The following is a 24895-nucleotide window of genomic DNA, read 5'->3' as shown; positions in this document are numbered from 1 at the left end:
CGAACGCTAGCAGCCAAGCCGTCCGGTGGTCTCTCCCGATGCCCCGCAGCTCGCGCACAGATCAACTGGCTGTCGAAGCTTCAGGCCGAAAGCTGGCAGCATCACTGACTGGGCCTGGCAGCGTCGCCCGGCGGCAAAGTGGCTGACGGACGCACACAATTCGCACCAACAACTCACCCCCCCCCCGAAAACCCCGCCAAATCGTTGACGAAGGGTGACAAGAGGCGATGAGCGCCTTGCTGTGTCTTCACAGCTCAACCACCATCTACGACAAGCAATGACAAGCTTGGTCCGGTCACTTCTGGTAATAAGGGGTCGTCGGATCGAATCCGGCCGTCCCGACGCAGGTAAGAGGCCATTCGGAATCTTCCGGATGGCCTCTGACCTGATCTTGTACAGCAGCGAAGTACAGCAACGGCTCATTGATCGAGGCTTTCGCCGAGCCTCCGCAGGGCTTCCCGGGTCGTCTTGGACGAGACCTGGCTGTAGATCTCCATCATGATCGAGAAGTCCGCGTGCCGCAGGATCGCCATCGCGACCCGAGGGTGCACGTCCAAGTCGACCAGCAGCGAACCGCAGGTACGTCGGGCGTCGTGAACGGTGATCTTTCGGATGCCGGCGCGAGCGATGCGGCTGTCGTAGGAGCGGTTGAAGTTCCGGGTTCGACCGGCAGTCCGTAGCGGGTCGTAAAGACCATGCCGGTGTCGTGCGCCTTGGCCTATGCGGCCGAGGTATTCGGCACGAGCGCCTTCGATCAGAGTGCTAGCGCTGCGGCCTACGCTGCCGAGGTCTTCCAGTCACAAAGTTCGACCGCAGCGTCACCACGGCCGCCGAGGTCCTGCCACGCCTAGTGGAGCGCTTAGAGCGGGCGACTCACCAGCGCAGCCAGCCCTTGCCCTGCCCGATCGTTCTCTTCGCGTCGTCAAGGCAGCCTCGGCCCCTGCGAAACATGGTGCTGAGCTTCGCTAGCCTCTGCAGGTGATCTCCTACCGCGCTACCGCCCCCGCGGACATCGACCGCGTGACCTCGTGGATCGTGATCGAGCCTGTTGGGTGGATCCCCGCCGACCGTTACCTGGCCGAACTGGCCGAGGACATGTACCGGCCGGAATGGACATGGATCGCCGAGCATGACGGCCAGGTCGTGGGGCGGGCATTGTGGTGGGGGCCGAAGGGTAGCCCGCATCCCGTCGCGCTCGACTGCCTCGATGTGGATCCAGCCGTTGGCGACCGTGCCGCCGTCGCCGCCGAGCTGATCAGGGCGGCGCTGGCGGGGTTCCCGGAGCCGGTTCAGTACGAGATCAAGGTCACCGGTGGCTGGCGTGACGATCCGGCTACCTCGGCTGCGGTGGAGTGGCGGCGGGCGGCGGCGCACGCGGCGGGCCTCACCCGGGAGGTGGAGCGGCTGCAGTTCGAGTGGGCACCCGCCGACGGGGTGCCTCCCGCGGCCGGCAGACTGCGGTTCACCGAGGCCTCCGACGAGGAGTTCCTCGCGGTGTTCAGGAGAATCGCCGAGGGGAGCCTGGATGCCCAGACCCGTGCGAACCTGGCCGCCAAGGGCGTGGACGCGACCGCGCGCGAGGAGATGGACTTCTATCTCAGGGCGCCGGGCAAGCGGGAGTGGTGGCGGATCGCCTACACGCGCGAGGGCGAGGTGGCGGGCATGGCGATTCCCTCCGCGACCCCGTACAACGTGAACGTCGGCTATCTCGGGGTGGTGCCGGAGTTCCGCGGGCGCGGCTACGTGGACGAGGTGCTCGCCGAGATCACGCGCCTGCACGCAGCCAATGGGGAGTCGCGCATCACCGCCACCACCGACATGGGCAACGCGCCTATGGCGGCCGCTTTCGGTCGCGCCGGATACCGCACCACGGAAATCCGGATCAACCTCTCCAACGACATCCAGCCCTGAACGAGTAAGGGCCGAGGCCCTGGGACCAGGTGGGGACCACGCGAAAGTGTGAGCCCCTTTTTCTTCGTCGGCTGATGCGCGACACGTGTGCGCCAACTGATCTGCGACACCTCTGCGGCATGAGCATGTGGCAGGTGAGATCGAGCTGTGCCCGCTGTGCGACGTTGGGATGCGACCATGCTGCGGACCTCAGCGTCCGGCGGTCAGTTCTCCTCGGCGCCGGGGCCAAACGCCTCCTCGATCATCTCCGCGTACTCGATGTCGGTTGCGCCGCGCCACTCGCCGGTCGTCGGGTCCTGGACAAGCCATGGCTGGTACAGCGTGCCCTCGACCCACTTCGAGAACCAGTCAGCGATCGTCATGTGCTGCGGGAACGCGCAAGACACGCCGTCCGGGGCCGGGTTCGGGTCGTAGCCCCAAATCTGGCCGTCAGCGAGGTTGAGTTCACTGCTGATGCCGCAGCCCCAGTCGCACACAGTGAGGACGCCGCCCTTGAGTCCGGTCGGCGCGTCCGGGCCGCCAGTTTGATGTCCGTCCCTGAGGCCGAGGAGAGCGTATCCGGGGCCGAAGCCGCCGTTGCCGACCTTCAGATAGAGCCGGCGCAGCAGCGACGGCAGTGATCTCCCAGCCAGTTGTTCGGCCTCCGCGACTGCGGCAGGGGGCGCGGGTCGGAGCGGCGCCACCCGGCTGGGTGGCACCTCGTCGATGTACCCGCCGGCGGCGATGCGTCGGACCACCGCATCGAACACCTGGTCCTCTCTCGTCAACATGGCCCGCAGCGTAGCCGCACGGTTTGCGATTCATCCGTCGGCTCGTCTGCTGGGCTCACGCACCAGACCGACGGCGGCAAATCCCGACGCCCACCGATGTGCTCGTAGATTCATCGCGCTGTCGCGCATCACCTGGCAGAGATGTGTTACGCATCAGTTGTCGGATCACAAAAGTGTGAGCCCAGTGTCGGGCTCCACTTGATGTGTCACGGATCGCTGTCACTTGATCCGTGACACATCCGGTTGGACGATCATCAGATGGGCAGTGGACATGGGGTCGGCTGTAGGGGCCGGTCGGTTTCAGGCTCAGCCTTGCAGGGGCATCAGCAGGTCGATCCGGTCGTGGCCGCGGTAGTACTCGATGCTGGGGCGAGTGTCGTCTCGGTCTCCGGAGCGCCGCAGCTGTTCAAAGGTCGGGGTGAGCAGGGCGTAGGCGGCGGGTTGGGGACCATGCACGGTTGCGCTCAGGTATTGGCCTCCTGGCACGATGCCTGATTGCAGGCCGAGTTGGTCAGGGTCGTCGCCGTCTCGGATCTGGACGCAGCAGCGGTAGATGACCAACCGGCTGCTGTTTGCGGTAACAGCAGCCGGCTGGACTGGCGGTCAACGAGCAGTGGACAGGAATTCGTTCTGGGCCTGCCGGAGGCCGCTGAGATCGCTGGGTACGGGCATGACGCCGTAGCGGTCGAAGGCGTCAACGCTCGCTCCAAGCGACGGCGGCGAGTGCCGCTGCCACTCGGCCAGCGGCACGCTCGAAGCAGTCAGGCGTAGTGGCTGGGCGAGCCGGGCGAAACTCCACCTGCTGCCACTCGCGCAGCGAATTACCACGCCGCGCGGAAGCCACCAGCGAGGCGGCGACCACAGTGGTCGCAGCCGTCTGCGGCTGGATCACGTCGCCGTTCATGATCGAGTGTCGGCCCCGCGGCAGTGCGGCGCGGTGGCCGTACCGTTCTCCGACGACCTGGGAGACGTGTCGGCAGGTCCCGCAGGCCAGCCACGACCACCGGGTCCGGGTGGTCACCGTGTCCCGGACGCACAACCCACACAGGTCGAGGTCACCGGCGAGGTCCTGGCCCTGCCACTGCTGCTCCCACTCCGGGGTACGTGGCTGGCAGCGGCACCGCTGCTCGCGCGGAGCGCCGTCGCGGAGGTGCCCGCAGGTCAGGCAGACCGCGAAAGCAGTCAGGTCCAGCTCTTCGAATGGCACGATGAACTCGCTCTCCGGTGCCACGAGGCACCCGCTCTTGCCGTACCGCAGCTTGCGGTCGACCTGGTCTTCTCCCGGAGGCACCGTGCGCGGGTGGCGCGGTTGCCGGGTCAGCAAGCCGGGAGGCTTGACGCTGACCACTCTTGACGCCCAGGAAGCATAGAGATCATCGAGGCCGCGAGCAACCCCGGGTAACACGCGGGGGAGACCTGAGCAGACGGCGGTGGCGGAACTATCCGTCGGCGGCGAGTCGGAGCCGGGCAAGCAGGTCGGCGATTTCCCGGGTCAGCTCATGGTCTGGGCCGTAGACGACGCACAGGTCGTCGTGCAGCGGTTGAACCTCGTCTACGCCCTCGCCGATTTACTTCTTGATCGACCGAGCCATCTGTACGGCCATCGCTCGTGACGGGGGTGTGGACGACTAGGTCCGCCGCCCGGTGGTCTGCAACCTCATCCGCGACGCCCTTGAGTACACCTGCCACGAGCGGATCCGTATCCGAGACTTCCGTGCCGGGCGGCCGATCACGGAGACCGGCAGAGCCAGCCGTGAACCCAGAACACAATCTCGACGCTGCAGGTGAGCTGCTGATCCGACCGCCATCGAGCATGCGTCGTTGCCGGCAGCGCGGATCGGCCTGCCTGACCCGTCTCGCTGTAGAACAGCGGCTGCGGACTACTGGAAGCGGATCGCGCCATGCGTCGCCGGCCGGCCCATGCGCCACCAGCTACCGGTCCTGCCCGTCTAGGCCGGCGCCGAGGCACCTTCGAGGGCGTGCACCGTATGGCACGGCTTGTGCCAGGCCATGCATCACCACACGTACGGACTGACACCAACGGTCGCTGAACTTCGTGGCTGGCACGGAGATGTGGCTATGCTGCTGCACCGACTCTAGGAGCCCGGCACCAACATCTCGCCGCTCCTGTGACGCGATTCCACGGTGGGCCCCTCGGGTGAACAAGACCGGATCCGGTTAACGCCTGGCACAGCAACCTCGATTCGTGGTTCCTCCATTCGGGCGACGGTGCGGACGACCTTGGCAGCCTTGGTTCGGCCGACCAGGCACCCAATTGGTGGTGACCGTTGCTCACCTTGTGCTGATGGCCGCTCACTTGCATAGTCGCTCTACGGCTGCCTGCCGAGTTCTAGAGGGGAAGAACGTGTCAGAGCCACTTGAGTTTCTCCGCGACCGGGAACCCACCTGGGCGCTGCACGCCACGCCGACCGCCTGTGAAGTTCGCGCCCTGATCGAGCAGAGCACAAGAGGTCATTTCGGGACGGCGGCTTGGCTCTCCGGGGATGCCGTCCCGACCGGTCGCCAGCCTCAAATCGACACGTGGCCAAGCAAAGGGTCGCCTCGGCGATGACCACCTCTTCAACTGATGATGCCACGTTCGGCTATTTCCCGGATCACGAGCGAATCGATGTCGCGCTCGATCGAGGTCGCTTTACACGTGCGCTCGTCCTGGACACACCCGTTCGGTCGCTTGCCGACCAGGTGAGCGAGTGCCGGTTGTTGTGGCAGCCGGAAGTGGAGCTTCCCGAGGGCATCTACTGGTTCCAAGCGGTTGACGGTGGCCCGATCGTCCTGCAGGTCGCAGCCGGTGCCGCGCCAGGCGGCGGGATTGTGGTGTCCCCGTACGGCCTTGAGCCTGAGCATCCTCTGCTCGCCGCCTGGGCCTGGGCGGAGGAGTTGTGGCACAAGGCTGTGACGGTCCCCGCGCCGCTATTCACGGTAAATGATGCTGCCCTGACTCATCCCGGGGGCGCGGACGTGGTAGTGCGCGACCGCAAGTTTCTCCGCGAGCACTGGACGTACACCGTGATGGTCGAAGGTCGGCAGCAGGACGTGGTGGAGCCCCGGCTGCGGCCGCGTCCGCAGGTCGAAACCCCTCCTACGTGGGTGACCCGTGAGCCAACGCCGGCGAGCAGGTTCGGTGCCACGCTCACGCGCGCGAAGCTGCTGGGCAAGTTCGCCAACACGCTCTTTTCGTTCCGCGCCACACGCACGACGTTCCGGCCCTACCAGTTCAAACCGGTGCTCAAGCTCCTGCAAACCGGCAAAGCGAGGTTGCTCATCGCCGACGAGGTGGGCCTCGGCAAGACCATCGAGGCAGGTCTCATCTGGACCGAGCTTGAGGCTCGCGGAGAGGCAGACCGAGTCCTGATCGTCTGCCCGTCGAGTCTCCTCGGCAAGTGGAAGGAGGAGATGGAGGACCGCTTCGAGTTCGAGCTCACGGAGCTCGACAGCGGGGCCCTCAAGTCCTTCCTCGAACGCCACCAGCAAAACCGGCTGCCTACTCGCCAGGCCTACATCTGCAGTCTCGAACGCCTGCGTACCTGGGGCGGACTGGAGGACTTGCAGGCCGTGCCGCCCGAGTTCGACCTGGTGATCGTCGATGAGGCGCACGCCATGCGCAACCAGGACACCAAGAGCTACGCGCTCGGCACGGAGCTCGCGGATTGGGCTGCGAACCTGGTCTTTCTCACCGCGACGCCGATCAACCTCCACGAGCAGGACCTGCTCAACCTCCTTGAACTTCTCGTGCCCGAGGACTACGGGAGCAGCCTGGACCTGCAGCTACGACTGGAGCCCAATCGGATCATCAACGCCGTCACTGCCAGGCTCGGCGAGAAGGGAGCCCGCGGTCGGCAGCTAAAGCGCCAACTCGATGAGCTCAGGACCACGTCACTCGGCGCTCCGCTTATGCGACGACCCGACTTCGGGCTCTTGCGGGACGTACTGACCAAGGACGAGCTGACGCCCCGCGACATCGTCGACGCCAAACGTTACCTGGCGGGGCTGAACACTCTCTCCACCGTCATCACGCGCACGAAAAAGGTCGAGGTCGACGATCAGAAGGCCAAGCGCACCGAAGATCGGCAACCGGTTGAGTGGACCAATGCCGAGTCAGCCTTCTACTCGGAGTACGTCCAATGGTGCGCGAACCGCGCAGCGGCGATGGACAGCAGCCTCTATTTCGCGATGCAGATGCCCCTACGCCTGGCAAGCGCATGCCTGCCCATGGCGCGTCAGGCGGTCCTCGACCCGGGCGACTTCGGGGAGATCACCGACGCCGACTCGGATGCGGCCGCCTACCGGCTCGAGCCGCACGCCGACCTCATTGCGGCCGCGCAGCGTCTCCCCGACGACGTCGACACCAAGTTCGACGCCCTTCGCAAGGTGCTGCAAGGGCTGAACCGGCAACAGCGCCGGGCTCTGCTATTTACGCACTCCCGCCCCACCCTGGCCTACCTTGCCGATCGTCTCGGCGCTGAGCTCAAGGTCGCTGTCATGCACGGTGGTGTCAGCCGCGAAGCCCGGCGTCACATCATGCGCGACTTTCGTGCTGGTGCCTATGACCTTGTGCTGGCCAACCGTGTAGCGAGCGAAGGTCTGGACTTCGAGTTCTGCTCAGCGGTGATCAACTATGACCTGCCGTGGAACCCCATGGAGATCGAGCAGCGCATCGGCCGCATTGACCGGATTGGGCAGAAGGAGGAGACCATCCTCGTTGTCAACTTCGTCAACGAGGAGACCATTGACGAGAGAATCCTTGCCCGCCTGCTGGATCGCATCGATATTTTTGAATCGTCTATCGGTGCTTTGGAGCCCATCATCTCCGCTCAGGCGCCGCGGGCGCTACAGGCGGGATTCGACTTCGCACTCACTGAGGCGCAGCGGGCGCAGAAGGTCCACGAGGCGTTGACCGCGATTGAGGAGCAGCGCGCCGGCTTGCGAGACGTCTCGGACGCGTCTAGCGCCCTGCTGGTGAGCAACGACGTCGATGTCGCAGGGCTTGAAGACGACCTGGTGCGGACCGGCCGCTACATCGGGCAGCGCGAGCTCGCGCTGCTGCTCGACGACTGGGCACGCACCGATGCGTCGACCGGAGTGAGGATCTCCTCAGATGGCCTGACCCTGGAGCTACGTGGCAACGCCGCCATGGCGGCCCGCGTTGACGACCTCGCCAAGTCCTCACAGCGCTCCCGTGCCGAGACTCGTTCGATCTCTTCGCAGTTGCGCAACGAACTGCCGCTCACGCTCGTGCTCGACCAGGAACACGCCCGCGCTAACGGCGGCACCCTGCTCACCGCAACAAGCCCGCTCACTATGGCCGCTGCCTCCATCCCCGACCACCGCCAGGCACGTTTCGCATCGTTGCGAATCTTCGCAGAACCGACTGAGGTCTCACTCGGCACCTACGTCATTGTCCTCGCGACGGCGGCGACGGCGTCGCGACGTGGCGACGAGATCTGGGGTGCCGCCGTCACCGACACCGGACGCAATGCCGGCGAAGGACCCGCGAACGCGCTACTGGCAGCGCTTGCGGAGGGCAGGCTTGCCGATGCGCCGCTCCCGGCCATCGACCGGCTTCCCAGGCTCGCCGAGCGCGCGACGAATCATCTGCACCTTCGGCACTTGGAGGAGCAGGCTCGGCGCGACCGCGAGTTCGACGCGCTGCAGGAGGCGCGGATCGCCACGATCACCGCACAGCACCAGCGCAAGCTGGCGACAATCCGCAAGCGGATCGAGACTGCACTATCTCGGGGTCGCGCGCTCCGCGCCGTCGCGGGGTTCCGCGGCCAAGAACGCCGCGCAGAGGAGAAGTTCACCGCATTGATCGAAGAGATCCGTACGGCCGGCCAGCCCGAGATCAGGCTGGAACCGCTCGCCGCATGTGTTGTTCAGATTGTCGGCCCGACGGAGGCGGAATGAGCCTGGGAAGGAAACAGCTCGATCTTGAGGACGAACGGACCGCCCAGAAGCGCTATCGCCGCAAGGTTCAGGCCCTGGCCAGCAGGCCCATCACGCATGCGGGATCGCGCAACAATTTCTGGACTGGTAACGGATTGCCGCAAAGTCGCGTCATGCCGTTCGGTGCTCTCGTCGGTCGCGTCGCCCTGCGCAAGCCTGACGAGGAGCTTCTCAACGGGCAGGGTGACTTCTACATCGGCGAAGCCTACGCCAACCTCGACGGCGTATACGTTTTCAGCTGGGCAGCCCCGGTCGCCTGCACGTTCTTCCGCGGGTCGCGTCACCACGAGTTCTGCGACGAGGTCGCCGTCATCCGCGCCTTCGAGCACGGGGGCGACGACATCGTCGACTTCGACGACGAGCGCGTGTGCGAGGACGGACCAGAGCAACCTTTTCGCAAGCGCACACTCACCGTTCCCGCCGCGCCGAGCCGTACGCTCCGCCCACCCACGCAGCCCCGCGAAGCGCCACCAACGATGCCGCCGGCAGTCCACGAGCCCAGATCGTCGCGCAGCTTGTCCTCCGCCGGAAGCGCTGCCGCCCCTGAGTCGCAGCCCGGCGGCCAGGCTTCTTCGACCGTACGCCCACAGGCTCATGCCCCGAGCCTGCCCGCACAGACCGGCCGCCCTGCCGCCTCGCCTGTACGTGCATCGGCCCTGCTGCGTGCACGCCTCGCCGCGCCCCGTACGAAGAGCCTCGCTCCCGTACTCGCCACGCTTCAACCGGACCAGTACGACCTCGTCAGCGCGCCAGCAATGGAGAGCATGATCATCGAGGGTCAACCCGGCACCGGCAAAACCATCATCGCCTCGCACCGGGCCGCCTACCTGATCAACGACGACACTCCCGAGGAGAACACCCTCGACGGGGACGTCCTGATCGTTGGACCGACCCGCGGATATTCGCGGCACGTCCAAGCGGCGATCGATCGGCTGACCGGCGGATCACCACGAGTCCGTGTCCTTTCCCTGCCTGAGGTCATGCTTCACATCCTCGGTGAGCGAAGCGAACCCCGGGGAAGCATCTCCCGGTCTTGGCAGGATGTCGATCAACAGCTGGCCATGTTCGTGCGCGCTACGGTTACGCGACTGAAGACCGCAGGAACGCGGCCGACATGTGACGACGTCTATGATTTCTTACGCCGCAACGGCAGCAGCGAGCAGCCGGTGACAGGAGATCCGGAGTGGGCCGCCTACCTGCGTAGGCTTCCCCCTGCCCGGGACGCGCTGACCATGCGCGCGCACATCCCAATGCTCGCGACCGTCCAATGGGAGGTCGCCAAGCCAGCCGACCTCGTCGGCATCGAGCACATCATCGTCGATGAGGCGCAGGACGTGACGCCGCTGGAGTGGGACCTCCTGGCGTCGATGAACGAGGCTCACGCATGGACCATCGTCGGTGACCTCAACCAGCGTCGCTCCGATCACACGTTGGCGTCCTGGCGACAGATCCTCGATCTGCTGGCCATCCCGTACGGCGATCCTCCGATCCGTCGGCTGGACCGTGGATACAGGTCCACCCGGCCGATCCTTCAGTACGCTAACCGGCTTCTTCCCGCTGCGGAGCGTGCGGTCCTGGCCTTCCAAGAGGAAGGACCGGAGCCGACCGTCGAGAAGTGCAAGTCCTCGGATGTAGCTGCTTCACTGGTGCGCGAGCTCGCCCGCCTGCACGCCGCCTATCCCGAGGGCACTGCGGCCGTCATCACCGCCGAGCCGAAGGCTGTGGAGACCATGCTGCGGTTGGCGGGGTGGGTGAAGTCGGTGAGCGACCGCTTCACCTGGCAGTACTCGGGTCGCGACGTGGTGGTGGCCCATCCGGATACCGCCCGTGGCCTTGAGTTCGACGCTGTCGTCGTGGTTGAGCCCGCTGATTTTCCGCAGAATCTCGGCCGGCAGGGGCCGCTCTACACCGCACTCACTCGGCCGAACCGCGAGTTGGTAGTCGTTCATGCCAAGCCCCTGCCCGAGCGGCTACGGAGGAGAAAGTAGCCCCCTGCACCCGCACGCCGAGCCGCTGTAGCTACATGCTGACTACGTCAGCCGAACCGGGGGCACCCCCCAGCAAGTTGCCCCGGCGTCATCACTACCACCCCAGACGCCCGTTATTAGCCCTGCACGCCCGCCTCGCGATTGAGGTGGAGCGGCTCCATGGGGAAGGCCGCTGTGGGCTAGCGCTGAAGCTCGGCATGGTTGTGCGACGAGCGGTCCACATCACGGGAGGTGGCTAGCCAGGAGAGCCTCTACCTGCTGGGTAGTGACTTTCAGGCCGTATCGGCGCATGACCGCCCGACTTATGTCTTGAGGCGGCCTGTTCGGGTCCTCCCGGTATACCTCTAAGATCCGTTTTCGAACGTCCTCGGCGGGCTCTAGCGGAGGATCCGAGCCGGCCCTTCGAGGGTCGAGTCGTGCTTCGTCATCGAACCAGAGCCGCCGATACGGGTCGTCTCCGCGTTCATCGTCAAAGACCATGGCCGCCCCCTGTGGTCGTCTCATTCGACGCTAGGCGTGGCTCCGTTGGCAGGTCCACGACGTGAATGCGAGCGGAGACCTGACCGGCAAGCGGCCGGATCATCTCGTTCCCACGGCTGTTTCAGTGGATCGCCGCCGCGTCGCATAAAGCGGACAGGGTGCTGTGAGACCCTGGTTCGACAGGCGAGTGACAAGCACATGAAGGGGTTCTGACGCGACGTGGTCTGGATAGCCGTCGCGGATCCCCTGCCGCTGTTCACGGCGGGAGTGGCGGCCACCCTGACTGCGGAGGGCCACCAGGTAGAGGCGCCCTCAGACCTCGTCGGTTGGGTACGGACTCGCGCAGGGTGCATCGTCGTGATCACGTTGGCCGCTGGACCGGACTGGCTGCTGCTCTCGGACATCGCTGGGATCGGCGGCGACGCTTTCATCGTGGCGCTGCTTCCGGAGCAGGACGGCGTCTTGGGCTCGCAGGCGGTGCGGGCCGGCGCCCATTCCGTGCTCGGACGGGATGCGCCGCCAGACGGGTTGCAGAGGATCATCGAAGCTGCGGCGGCCGGGCTGGCTCAGCTTCCGATCAACGTGGTCCGCGAGTTGCGAACCACTGCGACGTCGAGCGCTCCTCCCCGCCGACCGACCCCACGACAGCTCTCGTGGCTACGCACGCTCGCGGCCGGCGGCACAGTTACCCGGCTCGCTGAGTTGGAGGGCTATTCGGAACGTGCGATGTACCGCATGCTCCAGCGCCTCTACGCTCAAATCGAGGTCAAGACGCGTACCGAGGCGTTGATTCGTGCCCAGATGCTCGGCTGGTTAGCCGCCGACGGCCGCGAATAGTCCGGGTGCGTTGCTAGGGTTCGAGCGCCTGCAGTGCTCGGTCGAGCGTTCCCGGTCGCGCACATTCCGCGAGGCAGGTGAGCAGGGTCCGTAAGCGGCCGGTGAGTTGGGCTGGGATTCGCCGCGGTGCTGCCTCGTCGTTCTCGCACGCAGGGTGCGCGTATCGGCTCAGTGAGCGAACTGCGTGCTCGAGCGGTTCGTCGGCGCAGACGTGCCTGCCGCAAAGTGCGAGGCCCAGGAAACCCTCGGCGGCGAAGTCGCGCGGATCTTGCCGGATACGATCTGCGGCTTCGTCCCGTAGCAGGCTGAAGTCCTCACGTGCCGAGAAGCGATCACCTTCGTGCAGGGCGGTCAGCGCGCGCAGGGCCACGATCAGCAGGTTGCGCCCGCCCGGACGTTCCCGGGCCGCCAGCACCGCCCAGCGTCGGGCTTCCTTTGGCGCGCCGGCTTGCAGTGAGGCGAAAGCGAGCGTGGTTCGTGCGCGCTGGAGCGCGATCCCGTTACCAACTCGCCGGGCAATGCCTTCCGCTTCCGTCGCGTGAGCCACCGCCGCCTCGATGTCCCCTTCGGCGAGCAGTTGCTCCCCGAGCTGATCGAGGTACGCCGCGCGAGCCCGGTCATCGGTCTTCTCCTCTGCCGCGGCTGCTAGATGGTCCTGGGCCCGCGGGTCGCCGTCCATTGCATACCAACGCGCCAGGCGCAGGTTCAGCCGGAACCGCGTGCCGGCGCCGGCGTGCGCTAGGGCTCGGTGTAGGTGATCGAACGCGGAGTCGAGCTCGCCCCACCGGCGGTGACAGTTGGCGATTCCTTCCAGCGGGAGAACCTGCTCTGCCGGGTCAGGCCGCGTTTCGGCGGCAGCCAGCGCCTGCCGGTACCCGGCGAGGGCGTCTTTGGTGCGCCCCACTCGCATGAGTGCCGTGCCCAGGTTGACGTGCGTTGCCCAGGTCAGCTCCTTAGACGGAATCGAGGCTGCCAGAGTTTTGGCCCGCAGCAGGATCATCAGGGCCTCGCGATACAGGCCGTTCTCGAGGTAGATCTCGCCAAGGGCCGTGTCGTTGACGAACTCCAGGAAATCCCGGGGGAGTCGGCCGCGGAGCCGCAGGCGCTGCTGGAGCAACAGCGAGCTGCGATTCCAACGGACGAGATGCCGGTCGATTTCGTCGATGCGCCTGGCAGCGTCCTCGTACTCCTCGGCCGTGATCAGCGCGTTGATCGCGGCGATGGGATGGTCGAACTCGTCGGCGCTGCGGGGGCACGCCGGACGCTGCCGCCAGAGCACATCCGCAGCCGTGGTCAGCAGGGTCAAGCGGCCCCGGCGTGGCACGTCTCGAGTGTCGTCGTCTTCAAGCGGCATCCATCGCAATATGCGCTGCCGGTCCGGGTCCTGGAGGTAGAAGAGGCCCGCCACGGTGCTGACGGCGTTGCGCGAGACCAGCCAGCGCAGGATGTTGCTCAGTCGGCGTGGCTCGAGCGTGATCGTCGCAGCTTCAACGATCATGTGCTGGATCGTCGCCTCGTCAACCGGTGTCCCGAGCGCGGCCAGCGCCTCCAGGACGATCCTGGCGTGGCCGTCAAGAGCGGCAATGAACTCGTCGAAGACGTACTCCGCTGTACCAGTTGGATCGATTATCTCGAGTTCGGCCACCACTTCGTGGATGGTGTCGAAGCCGCGGGAGGCACGGGCGTAGACGAATTCAGCGAGCCGGGGGCGCCCGTGCAACAGCCGGCACGCGTCGGCGATGAGAGTGTCCGGCGTGGTGGGGGGCACCAGATCTGACCGGCGGTCGAGGTCCTGCAACAGCCGGCCGAAGCTCTCCGGATCGAGGCCGTTGTCGACGCGGACGTGCCGGGCGGTGAGCAGCCAATTACTGCGGTGCCGCGGCCGCGGCAGGTCGCGGGTAACCACCACGACCTTGAGGCGATGGCTGCGCAGCCGGGAGATCCGCTCGAGAACTTCGTCGAGGTCGAGGTCGAGCAGACCGGCGCCGTGTCGGTCGACGAGGTTCTCGAAGGAATCGATCGCGAGAACGGCGTCCGTGTCGCTGGCCAGGCCGAGGAGCTCATCGATGTCGGTAGCCAGGTAATCGCCGGCGGAGCCGTCCTGCTCGCGGGCCCGGGTCGGATCCGTGATGACGGACTCCAAGATCGCCGCGCCGAGCATCTTGCCGGGCCTAGCCACACGGTAGTGGATTGTCGGCCCATCCACGCTTTCGAGCTCCGCCAATTCGCTGCGGACGATCGCGGACTTGCCGATGCCCTCGGGCCCCGAAACGACGATGATGCCGACGTCCTCGCGGGAGAGGAAGCCGCGCAGGTCTTGGCGGGGCCGTTCGTGGCCATGCATCCGGATGGGCCAGGGATCGCCGCGTGTCTCGCCGGCGAGCCACGCCGGCGTCGCGGGCGTCCCTCCCCGTCCGCGCAGCTTTCGGTCCTGTGCTCGGTGCAGGCGGTAGCTCTTCAGCTGATCCTGCCCCTCGGGGCTCTGCCACTGACGGACGCGTTCGCGGAGCGTGGCCAGGCCGAGTTCGCGGCCCTGACTGAAGTCGATACTGCTGTACCGATCGGTGTACTCGTACGGCGGCGTGTCGGCCTCTATGTCGAGGACCGCGATCAACAAGGCGTTGTGATCGGCTACCTCGACCTCGAAGCGGCAGTACGGCGAGCTGAGACTGAATCGCGACCGAACGAAGAGCAGGATGTCGCAGCCGCGGATGAGTACCGGCAGGCTTTCCCGCCACGGCGGTCCGAGCGCGAGGTTCTTACGGTCGATGAGCGGATCGAGGACTGAGTCGGGCTCCTTGAGCTTGTCGTAGAGCCAGGAGGCGAACCGCCGATCGTCCGGTTCATGCGAGTAGCTGATGAACGCTTTCATTGCATGGCCGTCCCCGGGTTCATTGGGGCGAGCTTGTCCGCGTCGGGAATTTTTAGCTGGTGGCGTACGGCGCGGTAGAAGGCGAACAGGCCGTCGAGGGTCCGGTTGCGATGCCGAGCTGCGTCTTCGGGCTTCGTGGACGCCGTCATGCGCAGGCCGTGCGTGGATGCCACGACGCTGCGGGCTGCCGCCTGCACATCGAGCCCGCCGAGGATACGGACCTCCGCCATGTGTACCTGAAGCATGCGATGCTCGGCTTCGAGGGCACCTTCGTCGCCGGTCGGCTCCTCGGCCAGATCAATGATGCGGCGGGTGCAGGCGGCGAATTCGGCACATACCTTTTGCAGCTCCTGGTCCCAGCGGGTACGCAGCGCGGCTGCGTTCCTGATGCGCTCCAACAGTAGCGTCGGGAAGACGCCAATGACCGCGCCAGCAAGGACTGGGAGCAAGAGTTGGAGCAGTTGCGCCCATGTGACACCCATGCCCACCTCCGGAACGAGGGATAGCCGACGGCGCCGCTAGGGAGCGACTCTTCCCGATGGTGTGGATCGATGCAACGGCATCAGATAAGCCTGACGCGAACCTGACAGACCTGGTTACCGAAGCTGCTCGCAGCAGAGGGCACCGGTAACAACTTGGCTCGCCTGTTGCAGCCAGCCCCGAACGCGGTGGCTGCGAGATGCGCGCACTCGCGGCAGCGGCAGCGGTGGCAGGTGCAGCGGGCGAAGAGTAGGGCGTCGTACTTGGCGAGAAGGTGCTCGCCGGGCTGATCTTGAGTCCGCCCTACATAGCCTTACCCGCGCGCCGGCAGCTACCCCTGCCCAACGACAACTCATCCAGCCGCTCTCTTGTAGAGCTTGACCGATCGGCTCCAGCGGATATTCTTTCGACCTCGGTTCTCTCTGTGCACCTGTGGTTGGTATAGAAGAGGCGGTTCGTCAAGCTGGTCGCCCCTCACCGGTATACCCAGCCTCACTCGACCTGAGCTTTGCGCCCAACGGACCTGTCGATCAGCTAGGGAGTAAGCGGATCATGAACGATAGTGCTGCGATCATCCCTCCCCGCGACGACGAATTGGTCCGCCGTGTTGGCTGGGAGCTTCTCGAGCACGGCTTGAGTCGAGGCGGATCCCTTTTCACGCCCGGGCGTCCAGTCTGGAGTGCGGAAACAGCGAAAGAGCTGTTCGACCTGTACAACGAAAGGGTCGATACCGGCACGGATTCGTTCATGGTCAAGCTGCACAGGCAGCTCGACACTGGATCCGACCTCGCGATCCAACTGGCAGCGGAGCTGTTGACGCTGCAGGGATTACCGTTGGTCAACCTGAGCGCCGGCAAGCTGCGCGAACGGGTGAGCACAGTGCTCGGCTGGATGAAGGAGCCAGTAGCCATCCCTGAGCAGGTGCTGGCCGCGTTCGAGCAGGGGACATGGAACGGTGGCATCGGCGGTCACACGATGATCTGGAAGTGGCTGGCGGACGCAGTCGTCCTCCTGCGCCAGTGGTGGACTATCCCGGCCGACCGTCGGCAGCGTGCGCTGGCCGACCCCTGGGAGTGGCAGGCCCTGGTGGACGAGGCCAGCATCGTTCCATCCCTGCGAGAGTCGCTGCTCTATCTGCGGTTTCCCACGCACTTCCTGCCGATCGTTAACACTGGACACAAGCGGGCGATCCGCGACGCCTTCAGCGATCCAGGCGATCGCACGCCATCTATCAACCGCGATCTGCTCGGGATCACCGCCAGAATCCAGAGCGAGACCGGCCAGCCAGTGGACTACTACCTGCCGCCATTCGTCAATCAGTGGCGAGTCAAGGAGAGGCCGTCCGGTGAACGGCGAGCCTGGCTGGTCCGTCCGGGTCAAGGTGGTCCTAGCCTGTTGGCTGACTGGCTGAAGGAATCGTTCGTATCCCTCGGCGCCGCGCATCTCGGGGAGGTCACGTTAGGCGCGTCCCGAGCCGACATTCGGTCGGCCGTGGATAGCGGATACCAGCATCTCGACTACGCCCAACGTGTCAGCCACGCCAACGAGTTCCATGCTTTCCTGAGCCAGATGGAAAGTGAAGACATCGTGACGACCCTCATCGATGACCGGATGTATCTGGGAATCCTGGCCGGCGCGCCGGAGTTTCGTCTGGCCGCAGCCGGTAGTGAGCTGCGCCGGTCGGCCGAGTGGGCCGTCGCGTCGCTCGAGGCTGCCGCGCTTCCCGCGCCCCTGCCAGCGGAGCTGGATCAGCAGGGCAATGTGGTTGATCTGACCGGTGCACTGCCAGTGCTGAGCGAGCTCTTCGAGTCAATCAGCCAAGTAGAGCAGGAAACCGGCACGGCAAGCACGGCGAATGTCGTGGACCGAGCGGTCGGCCCCGCCACCCTGAAGCTCAACGCCGCCACCGTGGCGTTGGCTGAGCATGTACACATGAGCACCGACTGGCTCACCCGGCTGGTCGAGCTCTGGCAGGAGCGGTCGCAGATCATTCTGTACGGCCCACCAGGCACCGGCAAGACTTACCTGGCCCGAGCGCTGGCGAGCCACGTGGCCGAGCGGGACGCGATACGCCTCGTGCAGTTCCACCCGTCGTACGCCTACGAGGACTTCTTCGAAGGTTTCCGGCCGGTCGAGAACGTCGAGGGCGGCGCAGTGAGCTTTGTTAAGACACCGGGCCCGCTGCGGGAGATCGCTTCGCAGGCAAGAAACGACCGGCACCGCCCGTACGTGCTGATCATTGATGAGATCAATCGGGCGAACCTGGCAAAGGTCTTCGGTGAGCTTTACTTCTTGCTCGAGTATCGCGAATCCACGGTGCGGCTGCAGTACTCGCCGTCCGAGGCCTTCAACTTGCCGCCCAACGTGTTCATCATTGGGACGATGAACACGGCTGATCGGTCGATCGCGATGATCGACGCGGCCATTCGACGCCGCTTCGCGTTCTGCGAACTGCACCCGGACGAGGATCCGGTTCGCGATGTGCTCCAGAGCTGGCTTGCCGTCAATGGCCGCGAGGACGACGAGCGTGCCGGGCTGTTGGTCTCACTCAACACCCTGATCGGTGCCCAAGACCACGACTTCAAGATTGGGCCGTCATATCTCATGCGGCCCGGCCTCGACGATGAGGCTGCGCTTCAGCGCGTCTGGCGGCACGATCTGCTGCCGCTGCTCGAGGAGCACTACTACGGTCGACTCAGCCGGGCGCAGGTGCACAGCCGATTCGGACTGGCTGCGGTCCGTGCCCAAACCGCTTCCGTCGACGTGGCCGATGATTCGGATGATGTGCGGTAGCAGTGGACAGCGTGGATGCAATCATCCTGCCAGAACTGGATAACAGCGGTGTGCTGCGGCCCCTCGACGACGCTCAGGTTCGGACACTCCGGGCATCCGGCCTGGTCAAGCTGACTCCCGAGGGCAGGAGTTGGCGTATTCGACCCGGCGGCAAGGTGGGTGCGGTCCGCGCCGGAGACCTCGACGTCCAGGTGCAGCCGAAGGTCGGCGTGGTGAGGCTGCTGTTCTTTCTCGGGTACGCGAAAGATCCGCGGTTCCGCCCGGAGGATGTGACTGCGGCACCGGCGTCGGGGCTGTGGCCGGCAATGGCCGAGTCATTGATCCGTCAGGCCGAGCGGGCCCTCGCTGGTGGTCTCCTGCAGGGGTACACCTCGTTCGAGGAGGCACTCCCTCTGATCCGGGGGCGCGTTCGATTCGCCGAGCAGTTCGCCCGTCGGCCAGCCATACCGCTGCCGATCGAGGTGCAGTTCGACGACTGGACCGTCGACATCGTCGAGAACCGCCTGCTCCGAACCGCTGTACGCCGAATGTTAGCCGTGCCCCGGCTCCTGCCGTCCGCACGGGAGCGGCTGGAGCGGCTGGACGCACGCCTTGCCGGGGTACCCGTCCTTCCACCCCATGCGCCGGTTCCCCTGTGGAGCCCCAGTCGGATCAACATGAGGTATGTGCCCGCACTCCGGCTGGCCGAGCTGATCCTCGATAACCAGTCCGCTGAGCCGGATGCCGGCGGCATCGCAATCGCCGCCTTCGCCGTCAACATGGCCACAGTCTTCGAAAACTTCGTCGCCGCCGCGATCCGTGAAGCGCTCGGATCCTGTCCGGGAGTGGTGGAGGAGCAGTATCGGACGTATCTGGATGCCGAAAAGACCATCCCGATTCGGCCCGACCTGGTCTATCTGGTCGACGGCCGGCCCGTCGCGGTGTTCGATGCAAAGTACAAGCTTGAGCATCCAACGTCGGGTTTTCCGAACGGAGACACCTACCAGATGCTCGCCTACTGTGCTGCCCTCGATGTGCGAACTGGATGGCTGGTATACGCGAAGGGAACGACTCCGCCGGAGCGCAAGCACATCCGGAATACGACGATAGAGATCATTCATCACCCGCTCGACCTGTTGAGGCAGCCGCACGAGATTCTGGATGACGTTGCGGCGCTGGTCCGGCGCGCAGCCGCGCCGAGCGCCTACTGAGGAAGGCGACGACTTGCGCACGGCCGGTTACGAAAGAGCGGCGCGGCATCTGATCGCCGCGGACTGGGTCATCCCCGTCCGACGACATCGCAGGCTCGTTGCCGACGATGGCATGCGCCGTTACCGCGGTGCGAATCTGTGAACAGGATCCGATCATCAACGTGCGGAGAGGCGCTGCCTGATGACCTCCAACGCCTCTCCCGGCGGCGGTCGACCGGGCTCGGACTGGTTTTGGGCCGCCCTTGAGCGCCCGGATGTGGGAGCCGTCGATCACCGCCCTCGACATGTCCAGCTGATCGGTGGCCGGCAGCTTGCTGAGCAGGATCTCGTGCAGCCGATGCCACACGCCGGCGTCGTTCCAGTCCCGCAACCTGCGCCAGCAGGTCATCCCAGAGCCGAACCCCAATTCCTGGGCAGGCCCTCCCACGGAATCGCGGTGTGAAGCACGAACGGGACCCTGCCACAACACTCTGCGGTCGCCGAAGGGGCTTGCGGCCGGGGAACCGGCCGGCGTGGTGGTCGGGATGGCAGCAGTGGTTTGACCTTGGCCCAGAATTCGTCCGGGACGATCCACGGCGGCTGCTCACCCTCCTCACGTTCAGACAGAACGATCCTCGTATCCCGAGGACACGCCCACCATCACTTCGTGTTGGTGTCGATGGTGTAAACCACGTCTGACCCGACGTCGTGGCGGGTGACGCCGGGTACGTCGGGGATGTTGAGCAGTGGTTCGTATGGGGTGCCTTGAACCCGGTCGCGCAGCAGGACGACGCTGCGGATGCCGAGCTGGTGCAACCGATCCAAGGCCTGCTGGCTGGGGAAGGTCGTCATAACGTCGCGGATCGCCTGACGGTTGGGTGTGGTGTAGCTGGCCGCACCGTTGACTACCGCGGGAAAACCGTCGGTCGACCAAAGTAGGACGTGGAGGTCGATGCCGTCGTCGGACGGCAATACCATGGTCGGAGCGTGCGCGGAGGCTAGCGCCATCGCGGCCGGTTTGGCTGGGGTTTGGGGGTGCTGCAGGTCAGGCAGGCCCTCAGCTAGCACGAGGACCAGCAACGGAACGGTCAGTAGCCGTGCCTCTTCCACCGACCATTTCGGCTTGGCGCCCCTGCTAGCCACCTCGGCTAGTTGGGTAACCAGGCCGGCCGCGAGAATGGCCAGGCAGATAGTGGGCCACAAGATCAACCGCCCTGGTGTACGGGATCCGTCGAACCCGGGCACGTAAAGATAGAGCAGACGGTAGATCGGCCCGTTCGTGCCTAGCGCGAACAACACTCCGACGACCGCCCCAAACAGCAGCAGAAGACGTTGCACCGGTGACCAGCGGGACAGGAACAGGCCAGCGAAGGCCAGTAGATACAGTGCATACCCGCACAGCAGCACTTTCTCAGTGGGTGCGCCACCAAGTGCGGCGCGGGCCTCGTTGTGGAAGGTGCCCCAGGGCAGCGAGGACTGCGGAGCCACGAGAAGTCCGCGCAGTGTCGGGGAGAAAAACGCGACGTAGTCCCAGTCCCGGGTGACATGTGGATTGAGCTCGCGCACGTGTTGGTACGCGTACGCGAAGTATCCGGTCACCGCGGTGAAGACCAACCCGCCGACCAGATCACTGACGATCAGCCGGGGGCTAAGGCGTGGGCGGTGGATCAGCCAGGCTGTCAGTGTGATCAGGCAGAGGGCGGCGAGGACGTATACGAATCCAAGCCCCACGCCGAAGCCTAGGCTGACCTGCCAGGCCGCGACCAGCCAGCCAGCGAACGCCCAGCCCGGTCGGACTCGTTCGGCAAGGTAGCCGCGGGTGAACGAGAGTCCGTGGCCGCGCGCCAGCATCGCCAGGGCCAGGGTGATGCCACCGGTGGAGAGAATATTCAAATGGCCGTCGTGGCCGTAGCGCCAGGGCGCGTAGGCGAGGGCGGCCCCGGCTACCGCGGCGGCGACCTTATTGGCGCCAAGCTGGCGCAGGAGCGCGTAGCCGCCGAGGAAGGCGAGCGCGAAGGCCAGCACGAACAGGATGTTGTAGCGCAGCACGGCACCGACTACACCGCTGCCTATCAGCCCTGCCGGGGCATAGCCGAGCAGGCTGTCGTTCAGGGCTAGGCCGTACTTGTCGGGATAAAAGGCGTTGGTGTCCCACAGGCCACGCAGACCGTGGGTGAGAGTGTGGCCACCCCATCCCACCAGCCATGCTTGGGCCGTCGGGTCACCCGCGTCACCGACGATGGTGTGGGCCGGGTCGGCGATCGGCACAGTCTTGGCGCCGCGAGTCACCACGCGAACCGCGTACGGCGGGATCAGCCAGATCATCGCGACAGCGAGGAGCACCGAACCGAGGCCCGCGATGCTCAGTTCCCGCCGATGGACCCCACGTTTCAGCCAATCCCTCGTGCCTGAACTGGCCCGCGCGAGTCGGCCATTTTGTCCAATCTCGCTGAGAGTGACGGTTGATGTGGGGCCTCCTGCTGGTGGCTCTACCTGCGTCATCACATTGACCCTCACTGTTGAACCGCCGCAATAAATCATGAGTAGGGCGGCGCATAGAGTCAAGACCTCGATCAATGCCGTTCAGGTAGCCGGGCCTTAGGCTGCTTTTTCAAAGCCGTGTTGTCACGCAGGAGTCGCGAGCGGCGCAGCAGCGCATCTTGCCGCTGTCGAAACAGGACACGCCAGGGTTGCTGCAGGCCCTCGCCCCCGGTTCCGGAGGGATCGTGCACTTCTACGACACCCACTCCGTCGACATCGACGGCGAGCTCGCCCAGCTCGACACCGACGGCTACCGGCCGCTGCGACTGGCCCCCGGCCAGCGCGGTAAGCAGCTGACCGGGGGTGGGCCCTTGAGGGGCATGACGAGCGGGACCGCGTCTGGCTGCAGGATCGCGGCGTGTGCCAGGCCGGTGCTAGGCGGCGATGGTGGCGTCGCTGGCCGAGTTCGATGCGGCGGTTGCCGGTGTGATCGGCGCGGTTCCTTGAGGGCCCCGTTGAGCCCGGAGACCGAGGCGATGACCGCCATCAGAGCGATGCACACCGCGATCAGGATCGCGCGACGCTGGCGCGGGTCGTGAATCGTCGCGTCGGGGACGCTCACGCTTGGGGAACTGTCGAGGGCAGGCATGCGCGGGGTTCCTTCCACAAGGGCGCGATGGGGTACGGCGCCGGGGTGGACCTCGGTCCCGGCGTCGCAGAGAAAGTGGCTCAGGGGCGGCGGGTGGCGCGCACGACGACGTCGTGCAGCGAGACCGCATGGCCGCCGGGCCCGGGCGCCGGGCGCCGGTGCTCCTCGGCGGTGACGATCTCCCAGTCGGCCGCATTCAGGACGGCGGTGATGTCGGCGAGGGTAACCGTCGCCTCGGCGGGATGCTGATTCCCGTGCCCGTGCCCGTGGCCGGTGTGCAGGTGCCCGATGATCAGCAGGGTGCCGCCGGGCGCCACCCAGTCGGAGATGTGCTGGTAGAAGGCCAGTTGGGGCATCGCGGGGTGCGCGTAGTGGGTGGTGACCAGGTCGAAGCGCATGCCCGGTTCCCAGACGGTCAGGTCCGCCTCCACCCACCGGATGGACTCCGTCTGCCCGCTGGCGGTGGCGCGGTCGGCGGCGCGGGCGAGGGCGTCGGCGGAGATGTCGGCGGCGGTGAGCTGCCAGCCGTGGGAGGCGAGCCAGATCGCCTCGGCGCCGGCGCCGCACCCGGCGTCCAGGGCGGTGCCCGGTGCCAGGCCGGCGGTCTCCTGGGCGAGGTAGGGGTTGGGTGGGTTGCCGGCCATGGAGCCGGGCTTGTCGCCGTGGGTCTGCTGCCAGTGCTGTTGCCAGTAGTCCTTGTCGAAGCTGTGCGTCATCGGAGGTTCTCCTCGTTCGTCAGCCGGGTGACCGCCCGGTCGGTGTCCTCGGCGACGAGGTCAGCGTTGATGTGGGCTGCGGCGCGGGCGCCGCCCGCGGCGGCCGCACCGACCTGGGCGGACAGATCGGTGGAGTTGCCGGCCGCCCATACCCCGGGCACCGAGGTCCGGCCGGTCTCATCAGCGGCGATGAAGGAACCCACCGGGTGCTGCGTCGCGGTGATGCCGATACCGGCGAACGCCTCTGCTCGGGCGACCATCCGCGGCGCCACCGCCACGGTCTCGACCGGTATGACCTTGTCGTCGTCGAGACGGACCCCGGTCAGCCGGTCGTCGACGATCTCCAGCCCGGCGACGCCGCCAGCGATCACCGGGATGCCGAGCGCGTCGAGTTTCGCCCGGTCCTGATCGCTGAGTTCCTGGTCGCCGGTGAAGTACCGCACGTCATCGCTCAACTGCCGAAACAGCAGTGCCTGGTGCACCGACATCGGCCCCGTAGCGAGCACACCGATCGCCTGGTCGCGGACCTCCCAGCCGTGGCAGTACGGGCAGTGCAGCACATCACGGCCCCACCGCTGCCGCAATCCGGCGATGTCCGGCATCTCGTCAACCAGGCCGGTGGCTATCAGCAGCCGGCGCGCGTGCAGCACGGTACCGTCACGTGTTGTCACCGCGAACCCCAGCGACGTGCTCACTATGTCAGCAACTTCCGCGGAGATGATCTCGCCGCCGTAGCCGGTGACCTCATCGCGGCCGCGTCTGAGGAGCTCCAGCGGGCTCAGTCCGTCGAGGGCCAGCAGGCCGTGCACGGCCTGCGCCGGCGCGTTGCGCGGTGCGCCGGCGTCCAGGACCGTCACTCGCCGCCGCGAACGCGCCAGGATCAGCGCCGCGCTCAACCCGGCCGCGCCGCCACCGACCACGACCACGTCCCGCACGATCTCTGCTTGCTCCACCATCTGCCCTTCCCGCTGCACTACCTTCGCCGGTGACTTGATCCTGAGCCTCCCGGCGAATATGTGCAAAGATCTTTGCCAAATGGCAAAATGGGGTTGTGGACGACAATCTGGACCGCACCCTCGACGCGGTCGGCCCGCGGCTGAGGCAGCTGCGGCAGCGCCGCAACATCACCCTCACCGACCTGGCCGAGGAGACCGGCATCTCCGTCAGCACGCTGTCGCGGCTCGAAGCGGGCCTGCGGCGCCCTACGCTCGAACAGCTGCTCCCGCTCGCCCGCGCCCACAGCGTCACCATCGACGAACTCGTCGACGCGCCGCTGACCGGTGATCCCCGGATCAACTTGCGCCCCATCGCCGCCGGCGACGGATCCACCATCCTGCCCCTGACCCGCAGGCCGGGAGGCATCCAGGCCTACAAGTTCGTCCTGCCCGCCGGCGACGACAACCGCGTACCCGACCTGCGCACCCATGAGGGCTACGACTGGGTCTACGTCCTCAACGGCACCCTGCGCCTGGTCCTCGGCGACGACGACCTCATCCTGCAACCCGAAGAAGCCGCCGAGTTCGACACCCGCACCCCCCACTGGTTCGGTGCCACCAGCGCCGGGCCTGTCGAGTTCCTCAGCCTCATCGGCAGGCAAGGCGAACGCGCACACGTACGCGCCACACCCAAATCAGGCACGTCCCAATGAGCAGCAGAACTGCCTCCCCACTCACGCCAAGCTCCGGCAGGCGGCACGCCCTACTCTCGCGTAAACCCGCTGGCGCGCTGGGCGCTGCTGGTTGACGGCGTCCGTGATTGCGTCGAACTCTGTGGATGTCGCCAGAC

Annotated in this window: 16 protein-coding genes, 1 pseudogene and 1 riboswitch; of the genes and pseudogenes, 8 read left to right on the top strand and 9 right to left on the bottom strand. The window is 66.1% G+C overall.

The window, feature by feature from the left end:
- Positions 1-419 precede the first annotated feature (419 nt).
- Positions 420-709 (bottom strand): annotated as a pseudogene (locus tag AB0B68_RS24160) (tyrosine-type recombinase/integrase); the annotation flags it as partial.
- A 269-nt stretch (positions 710-978) separates the two neighbouring features.
- On the opposite strand from AB0B68_RS24160, the gene AB0B68_RS24155 reads away from it, so the two are divergent.
- On the top strand, positions 979-1911 hold the full coding sequence (locus AB0B68_RS24155) for a GNAT family N-acetyltransferase (RefSeq protein WP_357262865.1): 933 nt from the start codon (positions 979-981) through the stop codon (positions 1909-1911).
- 203 nt (positions 1912-2114) lie between these two features.
- Here the strand turns inward: AB0B68_RS24155 and AB0B68_RS24150 are convergent, their stop codons facing one another.
- From AB0B68_RS24150 to AB0B68_RS24140, 3 genes are all read right to left on the bottom strand, one after another.
- Positions 2115-2660: a hypothetical protein gene (locus AB0B68_RS24150; RefSeq protein WP_357262862.1), complete on the bottom strand. Its 546-nt coding sequence runs from the start codon at positions 2658-2660 to the stop codon at positions 2115-2117.
- 327 nt (positions 2661-2987) lie between these two features.
- Positions 2988-3242, bottom strand: coding sequence for a GyrI-like domain-containing protein (locus tag AB0B68_RS24145; RefSeq protein ID WP_357262860.1), 255 nt, complete (start codon positions 3240-3242; stop codon positions 2988-2990).
- Between the two features lie 133 nt (positions 3243-3375).
- Positions 3376-3888: a hypothetical protein gene (locus tag AB0B68_RS24140; RefSeq protein ID WP_357262857.1), complete on the bottom strand. Its 513-nt coding sequence runs from the start codon at positions 3886-3888 to the stop codon at positions 3376-3378.
- 28 nt (positions 3889-3916) lie between these two features.
- A riboswitch (SAM riboswitch) is annotated at positions 3917-4037 on the bottom strand.
- Positions 4038-4111: 74 nt separating this feature from the next.
- On the opposite strand from AB0B68_RS24140, the gene AB0B68_RS24135 reads away from it, so the two are divergent.
- From AB0B68_RS24135 to AB0B68_RS24120, 4 genes are all read left to right on the top strand, one after another.
- The gene (locus tag AB0B68_RS24135; protein WP_357262854.1) at positions 4112-4294 is read left to right on the top strand and encodes a hypothetical protein; all 183 of its coding nucleotides are present in this window, start codon (positions 4112-4114) and stop codon (positions 4292-4294) included.
- A 928-nt stretch (positions 4295-5222) separates the two neighbouring features.
- On the top strand, positions 5223-8606 hold the full coding sequence (locus tag AB0B68_RS24130; protein ID WP_357262851.1) for a helicase-related protein: 3384 nt from the start codon (positions 5223-5225) through the stop codon (positions 8604-8606).
- Entirely contained in the window at positions 8603-10633 is a 2031-nt protein-coding gene (locus AB0B68_RS24125) for an AAA family ATPase (RefSeq protein ID WP_357262847.1), read from the top strand. The genes AB0B68_RS24130 and AB0B68_RS24125 overlap by 4 nt, the downstream gene beginning before the upstream one ends.
- Before the next feature lie 837 nt (positions 10634-11470).
- Positions 11471-11950, top strand: a complete 480-nt coding sequence (locus AB0B68_RS24120; protein ID WP_357262844.1) for a hypothetical protein — start codon at positions 11471-11473, stop codon at positions 11948-11950.
- A 13-nt stretch (positions 11951-11963) separates the two neighbouring features.
- Here AB0B68_RS24120 and AB0B68_RS24115 read toward each other — a convergent pair whose 3' ends face one another.
- Positions 11964-14822, bottom strand: coding sequence for a TIR domain-containing protein (locus AB0B68_RS24115; protein WP_357262841.1), 2859 nt, complete (start codon positions 14820-14822; stop codon positions 11964-11966).
- On the bottom strand, positions 14819-15304 hold the full coding sequence (locus AB0B68_RS24110) for a hypothetical protein (RefSeq protein WP_357262838.1): 486 nt from the start codon (positions 15302-15304) through the stop codon (positions 14819-14821). The genes AB0B68_RS24115 and AB0B68_RS24110 overlap by 4 nt, the downstream gene beginning before the upstream one ends.
- Before the next feature lie 550 nt (positions 15305-15854).
- Between AB0B68_RS24110 and AB0B68_RS24105 the strand changes: the two genes are divergently transcribed.
- Both AB0B68_RS24105 and AB0B68_RS24100 read left to right on the top strand, forming a co-directional pair.
- Positions 15855-18095, top strand: coding sequence for an AAA family ATPase (locus AB0B68_RS24105; RefSeq protein WP_357262835.1), 2241 nt, complete (start codon positions 15855-15857; stop codon positions 18093-18095).
- A gap of 2 nt (positions 18096-18097) precedes the next feature.
- Positions 18098-19285: a restriction endonuclease gene (locus AB0B68_RS24100; protein ID WP_357262832.1), complete on the top strand. Its 1188-nt coding sequence runs from the start codon at positions 18098-18100 to the stop codon at positions 19283-19285.
- A 639-nt stretch (positions 19286-19924) separates the two neighbouring features.
- Here AB0B68_RS24100 and AB0B68_RS24095 read toward each other — a convergent pair.
- The 3 genes from AB0B68_RS24095 to AB0B68_RS24085 form a co-directional block, all read right to left on the bottom strand.
- Positions 19925-21589 (bottom strand): hypothetical protein, encoded by a 1665-nt coding sequence (locus AB0B68_RS24095; RefSeq protein WP_357262829.1) that lies wholly within the window; start codon positions 21587-21589, stop codon positions 19925-19927.
- An 885-nt stretch (positions 21590-22474) separates the two neighbouring features.
- On the bottom strand, positions 22475-23110 hold the full coding sequence (locus AB0B68_RS24090; protein WP_357262826.1) for a class I SAM-dependent methyltransferase: 636 nt from the start codon (positions 23108-23110) through the stop codon (positions 22475-22477).
- Positions 23107-24066 (bottom strand): NAD(P)/FAD-dependent oxidoreductase, encoded by a 960-nt coding sequence (locus AB0B68_RS24085; RefSeq protein ID WP_357262823.1) that lies wholly within the window; start codon positions 24064-24066, stop codon positions 23107-23109. The genes AB0B68_RS24090 and AB0B68_RS24085 overlap by 4 nt, the downstream gene beginning before the upstream one ends.
- Before the next feature lie 95 nt (positions 24067-24161).
- On the opposite strand from AB0B68_RS24085, the gene AB0B68_RS24080 reads away from it, so the two are divergent.
- A complete protein-coding gene (locus tag AB0B68_RS24080) occupies positions 24162-24758 on the top strand; it encodes an XRE family transcriptional regulator (protein ID WP_357262820.1) in 597 nt (198 codons plus the stop codon).
- Positions 24759-24895: the final 137 nt, after the last annotated feature.

The organism is Micromonospora sp. NPDC049049, from assembly GCF_040649115.1.
Classification (GTDB): Bacteria; Actinomycetota; Actinomycetes; order Mycobacteriales; family Micromonosporaceae; genus Micromonospora.
The sequence above is the reverse complement of the archived record's forward strand: the minus strand, read 5'-3'. Positions and strand labels throughout refer to the sequence as shown.